General features: G+C 54.3%; 17 protein-coding genes. 11 read left to right on the top strand and 6 right to left on the bottom strand.

Annotated features, from left to right (window positions below; translation table 11 throughout):
* Window positions 1-26: 26 nt before the first annotated feature.
* Together RIB44_11380 and RIB44_11375 are read left to right on the top strand one after the other, a co-directional pair.
* A complete protein-coding gene (locus RIB44_11380) occupies window positions 27-2,819 on the top strand; it encodes a PSD1 and planctomycete cytochrome C domain-containing protein (protein MEQ8617187.1) in 2,793 nt (930 codons plus the stop codon).
* An 8-nt stretch (window positions 2,820-2,827) separates the two neighbouring features.
* Entirely contained in the window at window positions 2,828-4,330 is a 1,503-nt protein-coding gene (locus RIB44_11375) for a DUF1501 domain-containing protein (GenBank protein MEQ8617186.1), read from the top strand.
* On the opposite strand, the gene RIB44_11370 is transcribed toward RIB44_11375, so the two are convergent.
* The 3 genes from RIB44_11370 to RIB44_11360 form a co-directional block, all read right to left on the bottom strand.
* Entirely contained in the window at window positions 4,327-6,621 is a 2,295-nt protein-coding gene (locus tag RIB44_11370; GenBank protein MEQ8617185.1) for an alpha-L-rhamnosidase C-terminal domain-containing protein, read from the bottom strand. The two genes, RIB44_11375 and RIB44_11370, sit on opposite strands and share 4 nt — an antisense overlap.
* A 122-nt stretch (window positions 6,622-6,743) precedes the next feature.
* Window positions 6,744-8,192, bottom strand: a complete 1,449-nt coding sequence (locus RIB44_11365; GenBank protein MEQ8617184.1) for a hypothetical protein — start codon at window positions 8,190-8,192, stop codon at window positions 6,744-6,746.
* 102 nt (window positions 8,193-8,294) lie between these two features.
* Window positions 8,295-8,858 (bottom strand): sigma-70 family RNA polymerase sigma factor, encoded by a 564-nt coding sequence (locus RIB44_11360; protein MEQ8617183.1) that lies wholly within the window; start codon window positions 8,856-8,858, stop codon window positions 8,295-8,297.
* A gap of 430 nt (window positions 8,859-9,288) precedes the next feature.
* Here RIB44_11360 and RIB44_11355 point away from each other — a divergent pair, with 430 nt between their 5' ends.
* The 4 genes from RIB44_11355 (at window position 9,289) to RIB44_11340 (ending at window position 14,080) form a co-directional block, all read left to right on the top strand.
* Entirely contained in the window at window positions 9,289-10,329 is a 1,041-nt protein-coding gene (locus RIB44_11355) for a DUF1559 domain-containing protein (GenBank protein MEQ8617182.1), read from the top strand.
* Between the two features lie 81 nt (window positions 10,330-10,410).
* Entirely contained in the window at window positions 10,411-11,502 is a 1,092-nt protein-coding gene (locus RIB44_11350; GenBank protein MEQ8617181.1) for a PEP-CTERM sorting domain-containing protein, read from the top strand.
* 78 nt (window positions 11,503-11,580) lie between these two features.
* Window positions 11,581-12,426, top strand: coding sequence for a PEP-CTERM sorting domain-containing protein (locus tag RIB44_11345; protein ID MEQ8617180.1), 846 nt, complete (start codon window positions 11,581-11,583; stop codon window positions 12,424-12,426).
* A gap of 130 nt (window positions 12,427-12,556) precedes the next feature.
* Window positions 12,557-14,080, top strand: a complete 1,524-nt coding sequence (locus tag RIB44_11340; GenBank protein MEQ8617179.1) for a sulfatase — start codon at window positions 12,557-12,559, stop codon at window positions 14,078-14,080.
* On the opposite strand, the gene mqo is transcribed toward RIB44_11340, so the two are convergent.
* Both mqo and RIB44_11330 read right to left on the bottom strand, forming a co-directional pair.
* A complete protein-coding gene (mqo, locus tag RIB44_11335; GenBank protein MEQ8617178.1) occupies window positions 14,077-15,576 on the bottom strand; it encodes a malate dehydrogenase (quinone) in 1,500 nt (499 codons plus the stop codon). The two genes, RIB44_11340 and mqo, sit on opposite strands and share 4 nt — an antisense overlap.
* On the bottom strand, window positions 15,573-16,412 hold the full coding sequence (locus tag RIB44_11330) for a DeoR/GlpR family DNA-binding transcription regulator (protein ID MEQ8617177.1): 840 nt from the start codon (window positions 16,410-16,412) through the stop codon (window positions 15,573-15,575). The genes mqo and RIB44_11330 overlap by 4 nt, the downstream gene beginning before the upstream one ends.
* Window positions 16,413-16,528: 116 nt before the next feature.
* Here RIB44_11330 and RIB44_11325 point away from each other — a divergent pair, with 116 nt between their 5' ends.
* The 5 genes from RIB44_11325 to RIB44_11305 are packed head-to-tail and all read left to right on the top strand — an operon-like array spanning window position 16,529 to window position 23,202.
* The gene (locus tag RIB44_11325) at window positions 16,529-18,736 is read left to right on the top strand and encodes a bifunctional rhamnulose-1-phosphate aldolase/short-chain dehydrogenase (GenBank protein MEQ8617176.1); all 2,208 of its coding nucleotides are present in this window, start codon (window positions 16,529-16,531) and stop codon (window positions 18,734-18,736) included.
* Between the two features lie 14 nt (window positions 18,737-18,750).
* Window positions 18,751-20,244: a rhamnulokinase family protein gene (locus tag RIB44_11320; GenBank protein ID MEQ8617175.1), complete on the top strand. Its 1,494-nt coding sequence runs from the start codon at window positions 18,751-18,753 to the stop codon at window positions 20,242-20,244.
* 21 nt (window positions 20,245-20,265) lie between these two features.
* Window positions 20,266-21,525, top strand: coding sequence for an L-rhamnose isomerase (locus RIB44_11315; protein ID MEQ8617174.1), 1,260 nt, complete (start codon window positions 20,266-20,268; stop codon window positions 21,523-21,525).
* 18 nt (window positions 21,526-21,543) lie between these two features.
* Window positions 21,544-22,953: a hypothetical protein gene (locus RIB44_11310; protein ID MEQ8617173.1), complete on the top strand. Its 1,410-nt coding sequence runs from the start codon at window positions 21,544-21,546 to the stop codon at window positions 22,951-22,953.
* Between the two features lie 60 nt (window positions 22,954-23,013).
* Window positions 23,014-23,202, top strand: a complete 189-nt coding sequence (locus RIB44_11305) for a hypothetical protein (GenBank protein MEQ8617172.1) — start codon at window positions 23,014-23,016, stop codon at window positions 23,200-23,202.
* A 31-nt stretch (window positions 23,203-23,233) separates the two neighbouring features.
* Here the strand turns inward: RIB44_11305 and RIB44_11300 are convergent, their stop codons facing one another.
* Window positions 23,234-24,106 carry a TIGR03792 family protein gene (locus RIB44_11300; protein MEQ8617171.1) on the bottom strand — a complete coding sequence of 291 codons (873 nt, stop codon included), beginning with the start codon at window positions 24,104-24,106 and terminating at the stop codon, window positions 23,234-23,236.
* Window positions 24,107-24,247 lie beyond the last annotated feature (141 nt).

Raw genomic sequence — 24,247 nt, 5'->3', positions numbered from 1 at the left:
GGGGCTTGAGAACCGAGCATTCAATCATGAAATCGACTGTCTCCAAAGCTTCGTGTCTTTTTTTGCTGATCACGGGTGCGCTACTCGCACCCAGAGTAAGGTCAGCCGCCGAAGAAGTCGATTTCCTGACCGACATAGCACCGATTTTGGAAACGCGCTGCTGGTACTGCCACGGTGAGGATGAGCAGGAGTCGGGCCTTCGCTTGGATCGCCGCGTCAACATGCTCACCGGCGGGGATTCGGGATTAGCAGCCATCGTTCCCGGCGAGCCGGAGAAGAGTTATCTCATTGAGTTGATTAACCATGTTGACCCCGACATGGAGATGCCCCCTGACGACGATAAGCTGCCCGAGGAAGAAATCGAATTGCTGACTCGCTGGATCCGTGAGGGAGCTGTCTGGCCGGGGCAAATGGAAGCCGTCAAGCGAGAAAAGTCCGACCACTGGTCGTTCCAACCTGTCGTTCGCCCCGCGGTACCGAAGAAGGCTGAAGGGCAAACAACCTATCCGAATCCAATTGACGCTTTTTTGAGCGAGCGACTTGCGAAGGAAGGTTTAAGTTATTCGGAGCCAGCTGAACCACGCGCACTGATACGCCGTGCATCGATTGTGCTGACTGGCCTTGCTCCAACTCCTGAAGAGACAGAGAAGTTCCTTAAGCTGTCTAGCGCCAATCCTGAAGAAGCCTATCTCGAACTTGTCGAGCGGCTCCTCAACTCGCCACACTTCGGAGAACGGTGGACGCAACATTGGCTTGATGTCATCCGTTGGGCAGAAACCAACGGCAGCGAAAGTAACATGTATCGCAAGAATGCCTGGATCTACCGTGACTATGTCATCCGGGCATTTAATGAGGATAAACCGTACGATCAGTTCCTACGCGAGCAAATTGCTGGGGACGCTCTTGAGCAAGGGGACGCCACAGGGTATTTGGTTGCCGGCCCCCACGTGCCACTAGCGACTGTCGGCCAAGAACCTTCCGCACGCCGCCAAGCACGGGCGGATCGGATGGATGAAATCCTCCAGACCGTGGGAGCGTCCGCGCTTGGTCTGACGATCGGTTGCGCACGATGTCACAACCACAAATTCGACCCCATTTCGATCACGGACTACTACTCGCTCTCTGCGGTATTTCAGGACATTGAGTTTGGCAGCCGCGTTCCGGAATTAGGAGCGTCTCATCCCAGCAAGTTGCGCGGCAAAGAGCTGAGTCGCTTGATGCGGATTAAACGGAACCACCTCAGTCAAATGGGCCCTTGGGAAGAAGACTGGGTTGGTTTCAAAGAAATCCGATTCCCAAGCGTCTCGACGGACGCCATACGCGTATCGTTCAAGAATAAGACGGTTCGGATTGACGAGTTAGAAATCTTTGGTGACTCACGCGGTAAGAATCTGGCTTTGACTTCACACGGTACCGTCGTGACCTCTTCAGAAGATGGCCCCGCGGCTAGGTACCCCGTCACGCGAATCAATGACGGCAAGTACGGCAACGATAGTTGGATTGTCAGATCCGACAAAGGCAAATTGGCGGAACCTTGGGTTCAGTTCGAGTTCAATGGTGAAGAGCAAGTCAAGCGGATTCGTCTCAGCACGAATCGTAGAAACTTCTTCGACACGGACTATCTCCATAACCTAAACGCGTTGAATTTCGGCAAGTATCGCGTTGAGGTAAGGGATCAAGAAGGAAACTGGCGGAAGGTCGTCGCCACGGATGACTATCATGAACTCAATCGGGAGCATTCACCGCGACAGAAGTTGCTCAAAGAGCTCCAGCAGCTAATCCACGCCCAAATCGAGCAGGGTCCGAAGCGTAGTTTCGTGTCTCGTTTCATTGAGCCGGCGAAGACCTATGTACTTGGCCGTGGCAGCCCAGAGAATCCCCGGAATGAAGTCTATCCGGCTGGTTTGAGTGAACTTGATGGGAAACTAGAAGTCGATGCTTACGCTCTGGGGTCCGATCGGCGTGTCGCTTTCGCCGATTGGCTTACCGACCCCCAGCATCCGCTGACGTCGCGAGTTGCGGCCAATCGACTTTGGCACCATGTGTTCGGACAAGGAATCGTAAAAACAACCAGCGACTTCGGTGCCGCAGGAACGCCCCCGACCCACCCCGAACTGCTGGATTGGTTAGCGGCAGAGCTCGTCCAACCGACGACTACAGCGGACGGAATCGATGGCCGTCCTTGGAGCATGAAGCATTTAATTAGTCTCATGGTTACTTCGCAGGCGTTCCGTCAGGCGAGCTTGCCTCGCAAAGCGGGAATCAAAAAGGATGCTGACTCGACGCTGCTGTGGCGTTTCCCACCGAAGCGTGTCGAGGCTGAAGTGATTCGCGACTCGATCCTGCAGGCTTCTGGCGTTCTCGATCGAAGCCTTGGGGGTCGTAGCTTCCGCATACATAACGTGAAAAAAATGTACGCTCAGTGGGAGGTCACTGACAATCACGGCCCGCACACCTGGCGTCGCATGATTTACCAAGAACGAATGCGGCGAGTTGACGATCAGATATTTACGGCGTTCGATTTTCCCGATTGCGGCCAAGTGAGAGCCAAACGACCCGTCTCAACGACTCCTTTGCAGGCGCTCAACCTGATGAACAGCGATCTGGTGCTCGACCAATCGAAGCGGATAGCTGAACGTGCTCTCAAAGAGACCGATGGAGAGACGACGGCGGCTCTCGATCGTTGTTTTCAACTACTACTTGGTCGCAATCCAAGCGAGCCGGAACGCCAGGAGGCGATGAAGCTCGCAGGGGAGGATCATCTGTCGCTTGTCTGTCGAGCCTTGATCAATTCCAACGAATTCGCCTTTCTTCCCTAACCAATGCCATGACTAATCCTGAACGCCTCTCGACACGTGGCATGCAGTTGCTAGATCGCCGCGGTTTCCTCGGCACAGCTGGTCTTTCGACGGCTGGTTTAGCACTGGCAAGCATGCTTGATGCCGACGGTTTGTTGGCAAGCGACAAAGGTGGTGTTGGCGAGAAAGCACCGATACGGCCCAACATCAATTCTCGTCGTCCCTATGCGCGGCGCGATCCTCACTTCCCAATGCCTGCCAAGCAAGTTCTGGTGATCTACTGCCCAGGGGCTGTGAGTCACATTGATACGTTTGACTACAAGCCTGCGCTCGCCAAGTATCACGGCCAAAAACCTCCCGGTATTCCTGCCGTAACTTTTGAAGGACCTTCAGGCAACATCGCTAAACCCTTCTGGAACTTTTCTCCCCGTGGCGAAACCGGCAAGATGGTTTCTGACTTGCTGCCTCACCTCGCCAAACAAGTTGACGATTTCTGCTTCTTTCATGCATTGACCACGCAGACGAGCGCTCACCCACAGGGTGAGAACTTTATGAACACCGGCTTTACGATGGAGGGCTTCCCGTCGTTTGGTGCCTGGGTGACCTATGCACTGGGAACCGAGAATCAGGAACTTCCCGCATTCGTGGCAATCAACGACCCACGGGGCATGGCTCGCAGTGGTAAAAACAATTTTGGCAATGGCTTCCTACCCGCGGCTTTTCAAGCAGCGGATTTCAGTGCCAAGCATCCGCCGAACAATCTTCACCGCCCGACGACCCTGTCTGCTCAGGAAGATCGCAAGACCGTCGAACTGCTCCAAAGGCTAAACGCTCGGCATCTCCAGCAGTATCCCGATGACGCCAACCTTGCCGGTCGCATTGCCAGCTATGAACTGGCCGGCAAGATGCAAACATCCGTTCCCAAAGTAATGGACCTCTCGGGCGAAACGCAGGCCACATTGAAAGCTTATGGGGTCGATGGTGGAAGCGAGTTACGTGGCCACTACGCCCGCAATTGCATTCTCGCTCGACGATTGTTGGAACAAGGCGTACGGGTCGTTCAGCTCTTCAATGGTAGCGATCCCTCGGGCGGAAATGGCATCACAAACTGGGATTCGCACGCAAACATCCTGAAAACGCATGCCATGCAGGCGGAGATCATGGACCAGCCGACGGCAGCGCTGATCGCAGACCTTAAGCAACGTGGGATGCTGGAAAACACCCTCGTCGTCTGGGCAACTGAGTTCGGTCGAATGCCTTTCTTACAAGCTAATGGGACAGGACGCGATCACAATCCGGACGCCTTTACCTGCTTTCTCACTGGTGCAGGCGTCAAACGTGGGTTCAGTTTCGGAGAGAGCGACGAGTTTGGTTTCAAGGCAGCCACGAATGAAACCACGGTCTACGACTTCAACGCAACCATCCTTCACTTGATGGGCCTCGACCACGAGCGACTGACGTTCTATCACAACGGGCTGGAGCGGCGGCTGACAAACGTGCATGGAAGTGTTGTTACTGATGTCTTAGCCTAAGCACCAGTCGACGCGACTAGTTTCCATTTCCCAGGGAACAGCGTGATGGTTTCGGAGTCCGTTGCTTCGTCGGCTAGGTCTACCGGCTGCACTGCCATTTCCCGATCTTGCAGGACTCGGACTACGGACGTGAGTTCTGAATAGTCGGCGGGAAGAGTCACTTCGGCGGTGCTGCCTTCGGGTACGGTGATGGCGATCGACATGCGTTTGTCAGTTCGCTCGATGGTTAATTCGATCTTTCCAGCCACGGAATCAACCGTTGCTTCCACTTGGGAGAGCTCGCCCAGGTTTGGGCGGACAGCGAAGCGCTTGTAACCCAGTTCGATTGGTGCGATTCCGGCGACGTACTTTGACATCAGCGTCAGCGGCCCTCCGCTCCACGCATGGTTGTAGGTGCCGCCGCCGAATCCTTGGCTGCCGATCCCCCAACCTTCCCACAACGTTGTCAGCGGGCTATCAATCATCGCACGGTAGCGACGCTTCATTCGCGTGCGTGCCTGTTCGGGAAGGTCCATTTTATACATGGCTTCGAGTACGTACTTTTCCATGTAGGGGCTAGCGTGCTCTTGGGTGGCGAACACTTCGCGAATCGCGGGGTACTTCGTAGGCTCGGCGATCCCCGCGAGGACCGCGAGTGCATGCCCCCGTTCGTCGGTTTCGCCTTGGTAGCCGGGCGAGCGATAGGCTTCGCCATTCCAGTAAGTGCGGTTGAAGCTGTCGTGCAATGCGGCCCTGCGAGAACGCGCTTTGTTGGCTTCGTCGTGTTCGCCCAACAGGTCGGACATCTTGGCGTAGCCTTCGAGTGCCAAGGAATACCAGCCATTGAATAGCAGTGGCATATCTTTGTTCTCGCCCCAGTCACCCCACGTCCAGTCGCCTTTGCGTGGGACGACTAGCCCTTGGTCATCGACTTGCCAGAGCTCGAGGTAGCCTTTGACAGCCGGGTAAGCGAGCTTGATGGTTTGCTGATCGCCGGTATGCCAGTAGTAGTTCCAGAAGCCGTACTCTCCGACACTGGCGAGCATTTGCGTGGGAAGTTCTTTGTCCCAGTTACCCGCGGGAACCGGGGAGTAAAGCTGCCCACCCGGTTTTTGCCAGCGGGCGAGTTCCAGGATACCCTTTCTGGCTAAGTGATGACTTTGCGGATCGAGTGCGTAGAAGGCTTCCTCGAGCTCGATCACTTCGTCGCCCCACCACTGGGCACGCTCGCGATCGGGGCAGTCCATGTACGTATCGCGCATGGTGACGTAGAGAGTTCTTTGCGCTTTTTGCCAAAGCGTGTTTAAGTCGGGATCATCGCATTGGAAGCTTCCAGTGAACTCTGTGTCGTAGCCCGTTTCGCGATACTTGAGTGACAAGACCTTCACTCCCTCAGGGATGGAGTAGCGAACTTCATGCCCGCTAATCCAGCCTAGGGATTCAAACTCTTGGACGCCCTCGCGAGTGATGTACTCGGCGCGAACGTTCGGTTCGCTGCCGCCTCGATAGTTGTCGGTTTGGATCCCGATTTGCAAACCGGGCTCTGCTTCGACCTTGAGGTAGGGAGTCACCTGAGCGTTGTAGGGTAATTTGCAAACGATTGGCGATCCGTCTGAGATAAGAGGGAAAGATAGCTCGCCCAAGTAGTCACGCAGGCCATAATCCTTCCACAAGGGCAGGGGACGTTTGATTAACTTATTCCAGGGTTCTGTTCCGGGCACCCCCACTTCGATCGCCGCGGGCCAGTTTGTGTCATCGAACCCAGGCAACTGCCAGTCAACGAGATCATCACGGGCGTCGAAGACGATGTTGGATTCAGGAAGGCGGTAATTAGGTTTCGGATTCCCAGAGTCTCCATAAGCCGGATGAGGAATTGCCTTCCATTGTGAACTATCGATCTGTGCTTCCCGGCCGCCAACAATCTCAAATAGCAAGCCGGGAGACCCGCTATCGCGATGTGAAAACCCCTGCTTGCCGAAATACCAAACAAGCACGGCGACCGTATTTTCGCCAACTTGCAAATGGGGTTTGAGATCAACAAAGTCGTAATAGGTATCCGTAGGAGTGGGGCCTCGCTTGAGCTGGCCTTCAAATACGACGAGCTTGCCGTTGATCCACAACCAGTATTTTGAATCGCAGGCGATCTTTGCTGTGCCGTCTTTAGGCTCGGCAGGAAGCGTGATAACGTTGCGGAAGCAAAACCATTGGTTCGGTGCAGCCGTCTTTGTAAGGCCTTCACCCTCAGACTTCCACCGGACGTTCGCAGGGCGGACCCACTGGACGGCTGAGTTCTGTTCAACCGCTAGCGACAACTTGTGCGAGCTTATAGCGAGGAATAGAGAGCAAGCGAGAACAGCGAGGGAGTGTTTCCAGAAAGAAGCATTATTCACGGGCATTCGTCGGCAATCACTCGCGATAAGTTCAATTTCGAATGCTACAGCTCAGGCTCGACCAAGACACGAATCTGGTCGAGGGACTCGGTGCGGAGTTTCAGCGAAAGCCTACGCATGTCGGAGCTAACATTGACAGTGTCAGAGTTCGGATCGGGAGTTGATTCGATTCCACGCTCCGCATGACGGCACTGCAGCGTCCAGTCAGTTCCAAGGACGGAATTCGTGGCATTCAGCATATCGGTATCCCCGATCACGCCCAAGATCTTGCCAGGAAAAGTGACACTTCCGCTGATAAAACGCCTGCCTGACTTCGGTGAGAAGTGAATCAGGTAGACATGGACGCGCTTCCCTGGGTTTAGAACGGAACGCGGCACGTCCAGCGAAGTGTAGCTGCCGGGCCGTGTGTGATTGACGCGTACTTCGCAGGGTAGACTGAAATAGGAACGCTCGAGGAAAACGTTTACTTTTTCGTCATCGGTATAAGCCCGGTACCCGAGCGAAGCAGGGTGCTCGGCCTGATAGGAAAGAGCCCCGCGCGTTTTGGGAACTAGCGAAGTGGCCTTAGAAAGCTTGAGCTTTTCGTTCTCCGGCTCGTTGGGGTCATACGTCGCGAGTTCTCCTGCCGCAAGTTCAACGGCCGACTCTTCAGCGTTCGATTCAACCCGCACGCGACCTTCTAAAACGCGTACTCTCGTAGCGCTCGATTCGTCAGTACTGAGCTCAAAACCAGTTCCCAGATCGATGACCGATAGGTCGTCGCAGGCAACCCGGAAGCCGATAGCTTCGGGAGGGACATGGGCCGTCAAGCTTCCAGATTCCAGATACCCTTCGGATCCTGAGACAACCCGGAAGCGTATGGGTCCACGCAAAGAAACGAGCGACTTGTCTTGGAAAGCAAGCTTGACCGTACCTTCACGAAGATCGATCCATGAGTCGCCAAGCTGGTCGCCAATCGAGAGGCTATCGGCATCTCCCCAAGCAGCATCTTCAACAGCAACCACGGAAGCAAACTTCTCACCGCGAAGTGACCAGGCCATAGCCAACAGAGCAATCGAAGCCGCCAAAGCGGATAACATTCTCCAGCGCGAACTTGCTTGTGCAATAATTGGACGGAGAGTAGGGGAGGACTTGCCGTGCCCGCGAGCCCTGCCGGTCGAGGATCCCACGGCTTTCTCTCTTGAAGCACTTTCCACCGCGAGGCTAGTAGCGTGAGATGAGACGCTCTCGCTGCTGCTGTCATGCGATTCAGCACGAGAGGAGAGCTGAGAATCGATCTCCGATTGGTGATCGAGCAGTTCTTGATCGAGTTGTGTCTTGGCGTATCGCTGCTCCAGAGACGCTTCGAGAGCCATAAACTCTGCATAGGCATCACAGGCAGCGGCGTTGCCGTCGAGCTGAGCCGCTAGTTGCTGCTTCTGCTCCTCGTCGAGACTCCCATCGAAAGCTGCTGACAGCAGTTTTCTTAAATTTTTTTGTTCGTTCTTATCCATGGAATCAGCATTCGAGGGGGGAGATCGTTTGAAGGCATATTAGGCTACTTGCAGTCTCTTGCTAATAGGTCGTTCTTTAATGAGGTTCAGCTTGCGGTCAGGTCAAGCCTGCGGCAGATTCTTTAGTTTGTTGCTAACACAGTCGAGTAATGCACTCCGAATCCGATGAAGCAAAACGGAAACAGCACCGGGGCTCTTGCCGACGGAGTTGGCGATATCACCGATGGTGTTCCCTGGTCGATATCTTGCCATCAAGATTTCACGTTGATTCGAGGGTAAAAGTGCCAGGCATTCTTCTAAGGCTTCACTACGTTGGTCCAAGCTGGCTGTGATTCGTTCTGATCGCGTGGCAATCAAGGCCAAGAGATCATCGCTGAACATGTGGCGATCACGTTGTGATCTCCGCCTTTCAGCCAATACTTCATAAAAAGCGATCTTGCATGCCCAGGCACCAAACGCGGTGCCGGGCACGTATTCGTCTTTCTTCTCAAGGAGTACGAGGTTCGTCTGTTGCAGGACGTCTCTCGCCCGTTCCTTGTCGAACATCAATGACAAGATGTAGGCGTGCAGGCGATTCTGACTACCAATCATCTCCATGACGAAGTCATCGGTGCCGTTACCCATCTCTTGCCATTTTCGATCCGCAGTCTCATCGTGTTCGGACATAGCAACGTAGTGGATGAAACCAGGAATTCGCGATGCCCCGCTTTAGAAGAGACCTCTCCAATTACTTTCCAGACTCCGAAAAACCACAAGAATCTTACAGGAAACTTTCTGCTTTTTTCTTGTGGCTTTTGAATTATGTTGTTAACCCAGGGAAAAGATGTGCGTACACCACGGGGGCATTAGGGGGTGCATCTTCGTGATTATGATTGGAAGACCCTTAGACGTCGTGACCAACTCGATCTATCCTGCTCGCCAAAATGTTTCCCCAATTGCCTATCCTGAAACGACTTAAGGCCACTCTGTCACTTTTCTGGCAGTTTACTGTAAGAAGCGTGTGTCGGTCTGGAGTGTAGTACACGTAGAGGAGGCCGCTTCTCGTCGCTTCAAGCGACCAGCCAGGAGGATCTTATCTGTGAACAGGAAAGTAAACGTGCAACATCGGCGCTTCAGTCAAATCAGCTTTGTGAACCGAGGTTTTACCTTGGTCGAATTGCTGGTTGTCATTGCCATCATCGGTGTCTTGGTCGGATTGTTACTACCCGCGGTGCAAGCTGCTCGTGAGGCGGCTCGGCGTTCGCAATGTACGAACAATCTGAAGCAGTTGGGACTTGCGCTGCAGAACTATCACTCTGCCAATAACGAGTTTCCGCCTGGCAACTTGGGACATCGCAACCCCGATAAGATTACTCAAGGCCCGGTGGTTACGAATCCAAATGATCCTGGTTACGTCCCAAAAACACCGAACGTTGTTTACCTATTACCCTATCTCGAAGAGTCTGCCCGCTTCGCAGCATACGACCGCGATCTGGATTGGGATCAACAACCTCGTGTGGTTCTAGAGCAGATTACTACTGCCTTGCCAACCTATCAGTGTCCCAGTGACGAACAGCAGAAAATGGAACTCACCCAGGGAGGCCCGGCCAACTCGCAGAATCTTGCGGACGCGAAGGGTAACTACGGGGTCAACTGGGGATCTTGGGAGTATCTCGACCAGTTCGATCAGTCAGTTCTTCCTGGTCAAACCGCCAACGTGAATACCCTAGAAGATAATCGTCGTGCTCCTTTTGCCGTCGAATGGGGCGCGAGCATTAAGAATATAAGCGATGGCACCACGAATACATTCGCATTGTTGGAGATGCTTCAAGCACCATCGCAACAAGGGGCCGGCGTCGATCGTCGCGCTCGAATCTGGAACCATCTTCCCAGTAGCTATCAAGTTTCGACGAAGTTGGAACCAAACTCCCCAGATGGCGACCGCGGTGTCTGCGTCAATCGCGTAGATCTCGATTTGCCGTGTGCTGGTGGAACGACAGAAAACCAAATGTCGATGGGTTCGCGGAGTCGACATGCGGGAGGAGTACAGGTTGCGATGTGCGACGGTTCTGCGCAGTTTATTTCTGACAGCATTGACGCACTAGTTTATAAAGGACTTAGTAGTAGTGATGGCGGCGAGGTCGTCCAACTGCCGTAGGTTAGTTCTCTTCTAAATAACTTCACGCGGTGAGTGTGATGGCTCAACAAAACTTTTTACTTAGATCAGAGGGACGGAATTATGAAACGCCTTATCTCAGCAACTTGTTTGTCGCTGTTGACCCTTTGCGGCCTTTTGGCTGCTAACGCACCAGCTCAAACAGTGCTCTTTTCAGATACGTTCGCTCGGACGACTGGCAGTGGCCTGCCCAACGGGCATCCCGGTGGCGCCGGCTTTGGGCTTTCCGATTGGGGCACCAACGACAATGGTCTTGGTGGCACGATCTCTATGGCCTATACGGCCGGCCCAACTCGAACTGGCGACATTTCGAATCCTGATTCCGGTAGCGCGAACTCCGTCACTGATGGACTGGTTGGTTCGACGATCGAGGGCTCAGCTCGTTTCGATTTTGACATTACCACGATGGCACCGAGCGGATTTACCGTTGAATTCGACTTTAATCGCTTTCATGAAGACAATCCGCCTGACCCCTTTGCTCCTGGTGCTGGTTACGTCTCTGTTGGTTTCGGCACCGAGGACGATGATGTTCAAGGTGGCGGTGCTTTCAACGTGAATAACGCTGATTTAACCATCCTCTTTCAGCAAGACATCGACGGTAACGATCCTCCGAACCAAGTAGGCAACATTCAGATCTTTGAGGACAGCGTGCAAACTGATGGAGTCGCCATTGTTGATGGAATGGAACTGGACCCCAGCGGCAATGGTCGTATTTCCTATGGTGATCCTGTCATGGACCATTCCGTTAAGGTCCAGATCGTCCCCGCAGTGAACGGAGCCTATGGCGACGCAGATGTGTTGAACGTGGAACTGACTGTCGATAGCGTGTTGCTGTATTCGTTCTCCACCGTCGGCGGTATCGATTTCGGCACGCTCTCGCTCGCAAGCAACGGGTTCGTACATCGTGAATATGACAATCTCGTTGTGACGGCTCTTGCCAGTGATGGGCTCGACGGAGATATCAACGATGACATGATTGTCGATGGAGCGGACTTCTTAGAATATCAGCGTGACGATGCAGCCGGCATTCCCACTTGGGAGGGCAACTATGGAGCCACGAGTGCAGTCGCTTCGGTCGGTAGTGTGCCCGAGCCGAGTGCGATCTTACTTCTGGTCTCACTTCTTGCGGGATGCTCAGCACGGCGTCATCGCTAAGCATCACAATTTGGGTTTCTAGTTCGAGTAACTATTCTTACTAGCTTTTGTTTTTTCTTTTTTTGGAGGGAGAGTCTAATGAGTTGTCGAGTCTTTAACTTCCTTGCTGCTTTTGCAGCAATCAGCTGCCTGATAGTAGCCGAAGCTTCTGCTACGGTACTGTATTCAGATACTTTCTCGCGCGTCACCGGTAGCGGCGATGGCAATGGCGACCCAAATGGCGCCGCCGATAACTTCTCTGACTGGGGCACCAACGATAATGGCCTTGGTGGTACCAACGCGCAAGCTTGGGTTTCAGGTCCTTCGCGAGCGGGTGGTGGGCGTAATGCTGTTACTGATGGCAGCCTAGGTATTTCCCACGGTACGGGAAGTCTTTATGAGTTCGATGCAGCTGCCGCAGCTCCGAATGGTTTCACAGTAGCTCTGGAGTTCAGCCGTTTCGTGGTCACTCCAGACCCAGGTCCTGGAGCAGGTGGATTCATTAGCGTTGGCCTCGGTGTCGACGCAGGGACAGCCATCAACGAGTTTACCCCGACCAATGTGGGTGACTTCGCTGTCTTGTTCCAACAGGCAGCTCAGGGAAATGCTGCCAACGCGGAAGTGTTCGCAGACGGTGCTTCGCTGGGAACATTTGATTATCTGTCTCCCGACACCGCCCACACGCTGCTGCTAACGGTTACTCCGCAAACTGCTGGCGCGTATGGTTCTGGTGATACGGTTGACATCAACGTTCTCGTTGACGGGACCATTTCCCAAGATTACTCAGTTGCAGGTGGGATTGACTTCGGAACGTTCTCTGTCGGAGCGAACAACTTCGATACCCGCTTCATTGACAATCTTGTAGTCACTGCCATCCCCGAACCGACTTCGATAGTTCTGTTCGGCCTTGGCTGCGTTGCAATTTTCAGCAGTCGCAAGCGATAAGGAATCGTCCGTCAAAAGGGCAGCACGGTCGATACAGCACCGGCCCTCGCTTTGAGGGCCGGTGTTCTTAAAACATGAAACTGACGTATAACTTTATTTCTCTTGTTGGTCGATCAACACCACTCAACGCATGGCACTCGACTTCAAACTTCTAGCCAGCAGCTTAGTCGTTGCTCTCTCGTTGCACCTTCCGCAAGGTAGTCGTGCGGCAGAGACTCAAGCTGCCGCAGAACCGCAACCGCCGAACGTCTTATTCATTCTGGTCGACGATCTTGGCTGGAAAGACCTTGGCTGCTACGGCAGCACCTTCTACGAGACGCCAAGTATCGATGGTCTGGCCGCCAGTGGGATGAAATTCACTAATGGTTACGCATCGTGTCCGGTGTGCTCACCAACGCGTGCCAGTATCATGTCTGGCAAGTATCCGGCGAGACTCGGTCTGACGGCGCATATCGGCGACCCCCAGCCTGAGCATTGGAATCGCGATACTGAACTTTTGCCGGCAAACTACGTGGATCGTCTTCCGCTTGAAGAGACGACTCTTGCAGAAGCGTTACACGCAAGCGATTACGCGACCTTTTTCGCTGGCAAGTGGCACCTCGGCTCCCAAGATCGATTCTGGCCGGAGTACCAGGGCTTCGACATCAACAAGGGAGGCTGGCTCCAAGGCGGCCCATTCGGCGGTAAGCAGTATTTTCCGCCCTACCATAATCCGCGCCTGCCTGATGGCCCTCCGGGCGAACACCTTCCTGACCGGCTCGCGACAGAGACTGTGCGGTTTATTGAGTCGCATCGTCATAAGCCATTTCTCGCCTACCTTTCGTTCTATTCCGTTCATGTCCCGCTCAACGCACGAGAAGATCTGAGGCAGAAATACGAAAAGAAGCGGAATCCTTTTGGGGAAACCGAGGATCCGATTTACGAATGGGATGGCGAGACCCGCGTACGAATGGTGCAAGAACATGCCGTCTATGCGGGCATGGTTGAAGCGATGGACCAAGCCGTTGGTAAAGTCTTGGGCAAACTTGAAGAACTGAAGCTAGCGGACAACACGATCGTCATCTTCACCTCGGACAACGGCGGGCTCTCAACGGGAGATCGCGGCATCAGTGACGATCAGGGCTGGCCCACAAGCAACGCTCCGTTAAGGGCTGGCAAGGGTTGGCTCTACGAGGGAGGCATCCGCGTGCCTTTGATCGTTCGTGCCCCGGGAGTGACGAAGCCAGGTTACGAAACTGCCGAGGTAGCAACCAGCACGGATTTCATGCCAACGATTCTTGACCTGGCGGGCATTCCACAAATGCCCGATCAACACGCCGACGGCGTGAGCCTCGTGCCCGCACTCAAGAATGAAAAGCTCTCCCGCGATGCGGTTTATTGGCACTATCCTCATTACGGCAATCAGGGAGGAAGTCCAGGTTCCGTGATTCGCCAAGGCAAGTGGAAACTCATCGATTGGCATGAGGATGCCGAGCTGGAGCTCTACAATCTCGAGGAAGACCTCGGCGAACAAGACAATGTTGCCTCTGCCAACAGTCAGCTCACCTCACAACTGTTGGACAAGCTATCACGCTGGCGAGAATCGGTGGGTGCCGCGTTTCCGAAGCCCAACGCGAAATACGTTGCCGATGCGACGGCGAAGTCAGAGCCCTAGAGTTGCAGCGATTGTGTCGCTTTGCTGCTAAGTTCCAAGTAGCGGTCAGCCGCTTCGTCAGGCAGTAGATCCTCACCGTAAGTGGGGATCGCTCGCTTCATCGCCGCTCGCGATGATTCTTCTTCGAGGAGTTCAGGTAAGCACTTTTCGATGACTTCGGTGATGATCGAAACCGAAACCGATGCCCCCGGAGAAGCTCCTAGCAAAGCGGCGAGACTCTTCTCGCGGTTGGTCACCACTTCGGTGCCATAGTGCACGATCCCCGCTAGACCATCCTCTCGCTTAATTGCCTGAACTCGAATACCTGCGTCGACGAGCTTCCAGTCGTCACGTTCAGCATTGGGATAATAAGTTCGTAGCAATTCTATGCGCGATTTCATGCTCTGCGTGCCCTGTTGAATCAAGTATTTCACTAGGGGCATGTTGGCCAGACCCACCTTGATAAGCGTTCCTAAATTGCTGAGCTTCAACGAGCGGGGAAGATCGGTCCAACTGCCGCCACGATGCAGGAACTTCGTGGTCCAAGATGCAAACGGGCCGAATAGAAGTGCTTTCTTGCCATCGATGATGCGTGTGTCGAGATGAGGCACGGCCATCGTTGGAGCTTCATCCTGCGCTTGACCGTAAACCTTTGCTTGATGTTGCTCAACAATATCTGGCTTATCGCAGACGATCCATTGCCCGCCGACCGGGAAGCCACCGAAACCTTTCCCCTCCTCAATTCCCGATTTTTGTAGCAAGTGCAGGCTACCGCCTCCCGCTCCAATGAAAACGAACTTCGCTTTGTTGGAAAAGGTGCGATTCTGCTCAAGATCCTTAACCTGTACCGCCCAACCCTCGTCGGTCGTGGGCTCAAGATCGGTCACGCGATGCTTCGTTGCGACATTGCAGCCTTCTTGGCGGTTGAGCCACTCTAACAGATTACGAGCAATCGCTCCGAAGTTGACATCGGTGCCGCTATCCATCTTCGTCGCGGCAACCGGCATCTCCTCACGGCCTTCGATCAACAGCGGAGCCCACCCACGAATGACCTCCGGGTCGGTTGTAAACTCCATCTCGCGGAAGAAGTGATGCTTTCGAAGTCCCTCGTACCGCGAGGTGAGAAAGTCGACTTGCTTCTGACCATAAACGAAGCTGATGTGTGGAACCGGATTAATACACTCCCTTGGATTCTCAATCATCCCGTTGGCGACCGCGTATCCCCAAAACTGTTTCGACTGCTCGAACTGCTGGAAGACTTCAATCGCCTTGGTAATATCCACTTCCCCATCTTTGCCGACGAAGGGCGTATAGCTCAGCTCGCAGATCCCCGCGTGCCCGGTGCCAGCATTGTTCCAACCGTTCGATGCTTCTTGGGCAAGGTCAGCGGTTACCTCATAGACCTGGATTCTCATTGAGGGTTTGATCGTCTTCAGCAACGCGGCAAGGTTTGCCGACATGATTCCGCTGCCGATGATGATTGCATCGGGATTGTCGATAGGTTGTAATGCTGTCATTGCATGGTCTCGGTCATTTTGGGATCAGTTTGAGCAGACGAGCGTGGCGAGGCGACTTCGGTTTGGACATGTCGTTTCTGTAAGCTCTCTAAATAGTCGCTGCCCGTCGATTCATCGGTAATGACGAGATCCACGAGATCAAGCTTTCCCGAGGAAACCATCGAGCGGACACCGAACTTGCTCGAGTCCGCCAGCAGAATCGACTGCTCAGCCTGCTGCAGAAACACTCGCTTGAGCGAAGCATGGTGCGTCGAAGCTTCACTGTAACCGTGCTCGAAGTCGATGCCCTTGCAGGAGAAGAACAGCTTGCTCAAGGCGATCTGCTGAATATTCGCTTCAGCCAGTGGCCCAAACAGGCACATCGATTTTGGGTCGAATTCACCGCCGCTGCAGATTACTTCAATCTGCGGCCTATCCGCCAGCAAGCGAATCACGTCGAGGCTATTGGTGACTACTGTCAGCGGCATGTCAGGAATCAAGCACGCAAGTTCTAAGACGGTGGTCGATGCGTCCAGGCCAATGACATCATTAGGATTAATGAGCTCTAGCGCCTGATTGGCAATCTGTTGTTTTTCCGCGGCCCGACGATTCTTGCGGATCGCCATCGGCAGATCAACGCGGTCGTGGCGAATGCTTATCGCTCCGCCGTGGGTCCGGGCGAGCTGACCTTGGTCGCTGAGCTTGTCGAGATCGCGCCGAATCGTTTCATCGGCAACGCCGAAGCGAGTCGCCAACGAGGCGACACGCACCGCGCCTGCCTCTTGGAGCTGGGAGAGAATCTCCAGACGCCGCTGCGAAGCGAGCGGCAGATCGCTCTGTTTTGCTGTTTCCAACATATTTCCACATTTCGACAAAGGAATGTCATTGACATCACCAATTGTATGTTGGAAGATGTTGCGAAAGAACACCAAAAACAACATTTAGCAACATATTCCAGCCGCAGCGTATCATTATGTCTTCAGCCGCAGTTTCTGAGACTCAGTCCGACAGCAAGCATGTCACCAATCATTGGTCTGACTCTGAGGTAGCCGAGAAAACGGGTGTTGATCGGCTCGTCTTTCGCTCAAATGCCTTGGGAGCGGATCAGCGGATCACGAATACAGGTGGCGGAAATACCTCTTCGAAGCTTACCGAAATCGATCCGCTCACGGGTGAGGAAGTAGAAATCCTGTGGGTGAAGGGCTCGGGCGGCGATCTCAGAACGAGCAAAGCGGAAAACTTCGCGTCACTGTATCAGTCAAAACTGCTGAGCTTGCAAGACACCTACGCTGCGATGCCCTCCAAGGGACCAAAAACCCCGGCCGAGGATGCGATGGTCGGCTACTTTCCGCATTGCACATTCAACCTCAACCCTCGTGCAAGCTCGATCGACACTCCGCTGCACTCCTTTCTTCCTGCCAAGCATGTCGATCACATGCACCCGAATTCGGTGATCTCTATTGCTGCGAGTAGCCGTAGTGAGGAACTGACGCAAGAAATCTTTGGTGACGAGGTCGGCTGGGTTCCCTGGCTTCGGCCCGGTTTTGAACTGGGTTTGATGATGCAAGACAAGGTCGCCAAGGAACCGCATCTGAAGGGCCTTGTGATGAGTCAGCACGGCCTGATCAACTGGGCCGACGACGATCGCGAGTGCTATGAATTGACACTCTCGCTAATTGATAAAGCCGCCTCATTCATTGAAAAACATGACAAAGGTGAGCAAACATTCGGCGGCACAAAGTATGAATCTCTAAGCGAGCAAGACCGTGATGAGGTTCTGGTTGAGATTCTGCCTTGGCTCCGTGGGCAAGTCAGTCAGCAGAAACGTTTCATCGGGACGCTCCAGTCCGATGAGAAAATTCTGCGTTTCGTGAACTCTCAGGACGCAGCGCGCTTGGCAGAGCTAGGCACCAGTTGCCCAGACCACTTCCTGCGTACTAAGATCAAGCCGCTCTACGTTGATTGGGATCCAAAAACGGGTGACACGAATGCCTTGAGGGAGAAGCTTTCCGCAGGTTTGGACCAGTACCGAAAAGACTACGAAGCTTACTACGAGCGATGTAAGCATGACAACTCGCCCGCCATGCGAGACCCAAACCCGACGGTCGTCTTGATTCCCGGCATAGGTATGATCGGTTGGGGCAAGAACAAGAGCGAATCGCGAGTGACGGCGGAATTCTATAATTGTGCGGTCGAGGTGATGCGCGGTGCTGAGGCGATGGACGAGTACATCGCGTTGCCGCAACAGGAAGCGTTCGACATTGAGTACTGGCTGCTTGAAGAAGCGAAGCTGAAACGGATGCCACCTGCGAAGGAACTGGCAAGCCGAGTGGTTTTCATAGCCGGTGCTGGGTCTGGGATCGGCAAAGAGATCGCCCACCGGGTTGCCCAGGAAGGTGCCCACGTTGTTTGTGCCGATCTCAATCCCGAGCAAGCAGAAGCGACCGCGGCAGAGTTGACTGAAATCTATGGCCAAGGGATCGGAGTTGCCGGGACGGGCATCTCGGGGTGCGGACCGGCCATTGGTTTGGGAGTGGACATTACCGACCCCAACTCCATCCAAGCAGCACTCAGACAAGCTCTGCTGGCCTATGGCGGGCTTGACCACTTAGTTGTCACCGCCGGCGTATTCCTGCCACCAAGCCGCGACGGGAAACTTTCCGACGATGCTTGGAAGTTGACATTCGACGTGAATGTTCGAGGCAGCTACAACTTGGTTGAGGGAGCTCGCTCACTCTTCGAAGAGCAAGGGCTTCATGGCTCGGTTGTTCTGACAACGAGCGTTAACGGCGCGGTATCCAAGAAGGGCTCTGTTGCCTACGACACGTCCAAAGCGGCCGCGAATCACCTGGTGCGCGAACTCGCCATCGAGATGTCGCCACTAGTGCGGGTCAACGCAATCGCACCAGCAACGGTGATCAAGGGATCGACCATGTTCCCTCGCGATCGCGTGATTGCTTCGCTGACAAAGTATGATATTGCGTTCGCTGAGAGTGACTCAGACGACGAGCTTCGTGACAAGCTCGCGCAATTTTACGCGGAACGAACGCTCACCAAACAACCCATCACGCCTGAAGATCAGGCGGAAGCTGCTTACTTCTTGTTGTCTTCTCAATCGAGTCGAACCACAGGCCAGATCATTAATGTCGACGGTGGTCTGCACGAGGCTTTTCTTCGCTAACTGAAATTGGTGCCATGAGTGCTGCTCATCTTGCCTTTGATCTCGGCGCGAGTTCTGGTCGCGCGATCGTCGGCGTCTTGCAAGACGATGGCAAACTCAGCCTTGAGGAAGTGCATCGCTTCGAGCACCACGCGTGCCCAACGCCAACCGGCCCCGTTTGGGATCTCACGGGAATTTGGCTGAATCTACTAACTGGTTTGAAAAGCGGATCCCAGTGGTGCCGCGATAATCAGGTGAAGTTGGCCTCGGTGGGGGTTGATACTTGGGGGGTCGACTGGACCCTCCTGGGCTCTAGCGGTGAAGTGCTTTCCTTGCCACACTGCTATCGCGATCCACAAAACGAGCAGGCGTGCCAGCGTGTGATGGATCAGCTCGGAGGCTTTGAGAAGCTCTACGCGCGCACCGGGATTCAGCTTCTACCGTTTAATAGCCTCTTTCAATTGGCCGCCAGGTACGAACGCGAGCCCCAGCTATTCGAAGCCGCTACAAAGTTGGTTTTCCTGCCTGACTTACTCCACTACTGGTTATCTGGGGAAGTCGCCATCGAGCGGACGATCGCTTCCACCAGCAGTATGTTGCAGGTGGAATCAGGAGAGTGGGACCGCGAGCTCGTCGAGCAACTAGGGCTTCCAACGCACATTCTTGGCGATATCGTCGAACCGGGAACCTCGCTCGGAAAACTCCGTCGTGAAGTTGCGGAGTCAGCCGGGGTGGATGGTGATGTCGAGGTCATCGTCCCCGCAACGCACGATACAGGTTCAGCGATCGCTGCCGTGCCCGCGGATGAAGCAACGAGCTGGGCGTATTTGTCCAGTGGTACTTGGTCTTTGCTCGGCGCTGAATTGGCCGAGCCCTGCTTCTCGGATGACTGCCGAGAGATTCCGCTCACGAATGAACGGGGCGTCTCCGGGACGATCCGGTTATTGAAGAACATCGGGGGGTTGTGGCTCGTCCAAGAAGTTCGTCGCGACTTGCAATCAAAGGGGCAAGACTACGATTTTGCTCAACTCACACAAGAAGCTCGCAGTGCCGAAGCAGGTCGAACGCTGGTCGATCCGAACTATCCCGAATTTGCGGCTCCGGGGAAGATGATCGAAAAGATTCAAACCTTCGCGCGGAAAACCGATCAGCCGGTGCCCGAGTCCGTCGGCCAGATCGTACGCAGCTGCTTGGAGAGCCTCGCACTCTGCTACGATGATACGCTTGGACAGCTAGAGAAAGTGCTCGACCAAAAAGTCGACGTGCTCCATCTCATCGGTGGTGGAACAAAGAACGATCTGCTGAACGAACTCACAGCGGAAGCAACCGGGAAGACCGTTGCCGTTGGACCTGTCGAAGCGACAGCCATCGGCAACTTGCTGGTGCAGGCAATAGGTTGCGGAGAGCTTGGCAGTCTCAATGAACTGAGACACGTCGTCGCTGATTCCTTCGGCGTACAAACCTTAAGCCCTCCTGCAGAGGACCGTTGGCAGGAACAACGCACTCGGTATCGCTCGATACTGTCCTAATAACGATTGTGGATAATCTAGATGTCGAACGTAGAACAAGCCTACCAACTAGCGAGTGAGCAGTATGCCGCCCACGGCGTCAGTACGGAGAAAGCGATTGAGCAACTCCAGGAGATCGCCGTCTCGCTGCATTGTTGGCAAGGAGACGACGTGGGAGGTTTTGAGAATCCCGATGGCGAGTTGACGGGCGGCATCGCCGTCACAGGGAACTATCCCGGCAAGGCTCGCACGGCCGATGAATTACGGGCCGATCTCGATCAAGCCCTCTCCTTGATTCCCGGGACTCATCGACTCAACCTGCACGCTTGCTATGCGGAAACCGGCGGCAAGAAGGTCGACCGGGATCAACTTTCCACAGAGCACTTTTCCAATTGGATCGAGTGGGCTGCGGGAAAGAAGATGGGGCTCGATTTCAACCCGACTTACTTCTCGCACCCGAAATCAGCCGACGGTTTTACTCTTTCTCACCAAGACGCGGGGATTCGCGAGTTCTGGATCGAGCACGGACGTCGTTGCCGTGAGATCGGCGCCGAAATGGGGAAGGCATTGGGCACACCCTGCATCAACAACGTTTGGATCCCAGATGGCTACAAAGATACCCCAGTCGATCGCAGAGGACCGCGAGAGAGGCTGGGGCAATCCCTGGATGCAATATTTGCTGACGCTATCGATCCCCAGCACAATCGAGACGCCGTCGAGTGCAAGCTTTTTGGAATTGGCTCCGAGAGTTACGTCGTTGGTTCCCACGAGTTCTATCTCGGTTACGCGGTCAAGAACAACAAGCTGCTTTGCCTTGATGCGGGACACTTTCACCCGACCGAGGTGATCTCCGATAAAATCTCCTCCGTCCTTCAGTCGGTCGAAGAGATTCTGTTGCACGTTAGCCGTGGCGTTCGTTGGGATAGTGATCATGTCGTGACCTATACGGACGAGTTGCAGGCCATCGCTCAGGAAATCGTACGCGGTGGCTATTTGGGACGCGTTCACATCGGCCTCGACTTCTTCGACGCAAGCATTAATCGCATCGCAGCCTGGGTAATTGGAACGCGGGCCACCTTGCGAGCACTACTGAACGCTCTTCTCGAACCGGTTGAACTGCTCAAGGAACAAGAAGCTGAGGGGGACCTGACTTCGCGACTGGCTTGGTTGGAAGAAAGCAAGAATCTGCCGCTCGGGGCAGTTTGGGACTACTACTGTCAGAAACAGGACGTGCCGGTTGGCCCCGCATGGCTGCAAGACGTCAAACAGTACGAAGAGAAAACCCTCAGCGAACGAAACTAGATAGAAAGTTGAAGCGTCATGGCGGAAGAACAAGCAGAGAGCTCCGGGGAATTCGAACGAGAGAGGGTGCCGGACAGCGCGCTGTTGGGGCCAAGCAAGTTCTGGGGTATGTATGCGGGCGAGCACGCCGCTGGCACCGAGTTTATGATTGGTCCTCTGTTTCTTGCAGCGGGGGCGAGTCTGCAAGACCTGATCGTTGGCCTTCTACTAGGAAACATATTGGCGGTTCTGACTTGGAGATACCTTGTCACGCCAATCGCAATCGCTAAACGCTATACGCTCTACTACCAACTGGAGCGGATTGCGGGCGGATCGCTTGTGAAACTTTATAACGTGGTCAATGGTGTCCTGTTCTGCTTTCTTGCAGGGGCCATGGTAACCGTCTCGGCTAGCGCTGTTGGTATTCCCTTTGACATTCTGTACGAGGTGCCCAAAGAAACCTTCGCTTTTGGGGCCCCTTCCTTCACGGGACTTGTTGTCGTCGTTGGTCTCGTAATGGCCGTGATCGCCGCGGCTGGTTACGAGACGGTTGCTCGCGTGGCTAATATTGCCGCTCCATGGATGATCTCGATCTTTGCCGCGTGCGGAATCATTTCGCTTGTCCAAGCCGAAGCGACCAGTCTTAGCGCGATCACCGATGGCCAGTTTTGGAATGACGCTATTGCGTTCGTGCAGGAGCGCAACGGACCTGGGGAGTTTGGGTTCTGGAAAATCGTGGTGTTCGCCTGGCTTTGCAACGGGGCAATGCACTTTGGTATGGCCGACCTCTCGATCTTTCGATTCGCCAAGCGATCCTCCTCAGGCTGGGCTCCGGCAATCGGAATGTTTCTGGGGCACTATATGGCCTGGATCGCCGCAGCCTTGATGCTTGCCGCGTTGATTAAGGTTCAGCCCGAATTGGCTGTCGACAGCCAAGGGAAGGCGTCAGCAAATCCTGGCCTGCTTGCTTATCAGTCCATTGGCTTGGCGGGAATTATCTGTGTAGTGATTGCTGGTTGGACTACCGCCAACCCAACGATCTATCGTGCTGGTCTAGCTTTCCAGGGGGTAGTTCCTACCGCTTCTCGAACGACGATGACGCTAGTGGCTGGGGCAGTCGCCACGTTGGCGGGAGCGTTCCCAAGCTTGGCCTACAAGCTGTTGGATTTCGTCGGAACCTACGGCACCGTCCTCGGGCCGATGGGGGCGGTGATCTTCGTGGATCATTACTTCATGAAAAAGTTCCGGCTGTCTGAGGAATACGCTCACCAGCGATCGTTGCCGGTCAATATCGCGGTACTGATTGCTTGGCTAGCGCCCGTCTCGGTGGGCCTTTACCTGATTTTGAAGCAAGATTTATTCGCGGCCTACGCGGTGATCCCTGCGTGGATCGCTTGTGGTATTCTTTACTTAATCCTTAGTTCTTTCACTCAACAGAAACAGCACTAGCGCCGAACCCTGACAACGTCATGGCCCAACCTGGTTAACTTTTTGGAGTCTGATCGAGAGATGAATATCTGCAAAGCTGTTTCGTATGTGGCGCTCGCCGCTACGGTTGTTCCTTGCTTGCTGTTTCTGGCTGGGACGATCGATCACGCAGCGGTCAAGTATGTGGCACTAGCAGGAACCCTTGTCTGGTTTGGCTCTGCCCCGATGTGGATCGGAAAAAGTGCGGACAAGAATCTCGCCGAGGAATGAGCCTAGGCGAGAATGACCAGCGCTATTCCGCCTACTCTGAATGGATTGCGTCGGCTTCTTTAGTGTCTTGTTCTGAAACGAGTTCGATGCTCAAGATGGCATACGGCCAGGGGTATTCCTGATAGCTTCCTAGTTGTTCTTTCCAAACGACATAGCTCGGACCGGGGAACTTTTCCTTCCCGCCTTTGCTGATTGGGATCCAATCGGAAAGCTCGGGCGCCTCGAGATCCGAGAGAGCCAGCCAGCCGGCTGAAGCGAGAGCGTTTTCCAGTTGCATGCTCGCCTGATAATCGTCTTTGCAATGAAAAACAACTTTTGTTGTGGCGAGATCGTAGCTGGAGAGGTCGAACATCGAAGCAATCGCAGCCTTTAGAGGCAAAGCTCGGTAGCGTTTTCGCTGTCCGTACGAGAGATCCTTCTCGATTACGATGTTGGTCGCCTGACGATGCCATTCGCCTACGGAATCGCTCACTCTCGCGAGGTGTCTCGGGTGGTGCCTTACGGAAACTTCTTCCCAGGCGTTAACGCCGATGAGTTTGTATTCGCCTACGTTCTTCATCGCAGCAGCAAATTCTTCCTCTGTTTCTTTAAGTACACTTGGTGGTACCGAATGCCAATCAGCCTGCGAACGCCAGTGAATGATTAGCCGCACGTTGTTTTGCTTTTTGCGAGAGGTCCACGTGGCCTTACGAAGGAATCCTGGCTGCTTGCTGAGCGTCGCCGTCCAGATGCGATGGTCTTGCTGTAAAAAGCTGGCCACGGCATCGGGCTCGACTTGAAAAGTTAATTCTTCGACAACACTCTTGGGGGAGTCTTGAGCCAGAGCTGGTTCGTCCACAGGAAGAAATGCAAGCAAGCCCAGCGAGACTCTCAGGCTAATGAATTTGTTCAATGCTTGGTTCATAGGAATGCCTTTAATTGAATTCGTCGCGCTACCCAAAAATAAAATCCAGTAGACAAAATAAGCCCTTCGGTCAGAAATCCGTCCGAGGCCAAGCCCTCCGCTCGGCAAGGCTTACGAAGCCGTGCTGCTTCGACTCGGCCA

It is taken from the genome of Lacipirellulaceae bacterium (assembly GCA_040218535.1).
GTDB lineage: Bacteria > Planctomycetota > Planctomycetia > Pirellulales > Lacipirellulaceae > Adhaeretor.
Note: the sequence above shows the minus strand (reverse complement) of the source record. Positions and strands in the feature narration are given on the sequence as shown.

Coding starts and splice junctions, on each gene's coding strand:
- RIB44_11375 (MEQ8617186.1), top strand. CDS start 2,828: ATGACTAATCCTGAACGCCTCTCGACACGTGGCATGCAGTTGCTAGAT.
- RIB44_11305 (MEQ8617172.1), top strand. CDS start 23,014: ATGAATATCTGCAAAGCTGTTTCGTATGTGGCGCTCGCCGCTACGGTT.
- RIB44_11315 (MEQ8617174.1), top strand. CDS start 20,266: ATGTCGAACGTAGAACAAGCCTACCAACTAGCGAGTGAGCAGTATGCC.
- RIB44_11380 (MEQ8617187.1), top strand. CDS start 27: ATGAAATCGACTGTCTCCAAAGCTTCGTGTCTTTTTTTGCTGATCACG.
- RIB44_11365 (MEQ8617184.1), bottom strand. CDS start 8,192: ATGGATAAGAACGAACAAAAAAATTTAAGAAAACTGCTGTCAGCAGCT.
- mqo (MEQ8617178.1), bottom strand. CDS start 15,576: ATGACAGCATTACAACCTATCGACAATCCCGATGCAATCATCATCGGC.
- RIB44_11300 (MEQ8617171.1), bottom strand. CDS start 24,106: ATGAACCAAGCATTGAACAAATTCATTAGCCTGAGAGTCTCGCTGGGC.
- RIB44_11340 (MEQ8617179.1), top strand. CDS start 12,557: ATGGCACTCGACTTCAAACTTCTAGCCAGCAGCTTAGTCGTTGCTCTC.
- RIB44_11310 (MEQ8617173.1), top strand. CDS start 21,544: ATGGCGGAAGAACAAGCAGAGAGCTCCGGGGAATTCGAACGAGAGAGG.
- RIB44_11320 (MEQ8617175.1), top strand. CDS start 18,751: ATGAGTGCTGCTCATCTTGCCTTTGATCTCGGCGCGAGTTCTGGTCGC.
- RIB44_11345 (MEQ8617180.1), top strand. CDS start 11,581: ATGAGTTGTCGAGTCTTTAACTTCCTTGCTGCTTTTGCAGCAATCAGC.
- RIB44_11330 (MEQ8617177.1), bottom strand. CDS start 16,412: ATGTTGGAAACAGCAAAACAGAGCGATCTGCCGCTCGCTTCGCAGCGG.
- RIB44_11360 (MEQ8617183.1), bottom strand. CDS start 8,858: ATGTCCGAACACGATGAGACTGCGGATCGAAAATGGCAAGAGATGGGT.
- RIB44_11350 (MEQ8617181.1), top strand. CDS start 10,411: ATGAAACGCCTTATCTCAGCAACTTGTTTGTCGCTGTTGACCCTTTGC.
- RIB44_11325 (MEQ8617176.1), top strand. CDS start 16,529: ATGTCTTCAGCCGCAGTTTCTGAGACTCAGTCCGACAGCAAGCATGTC.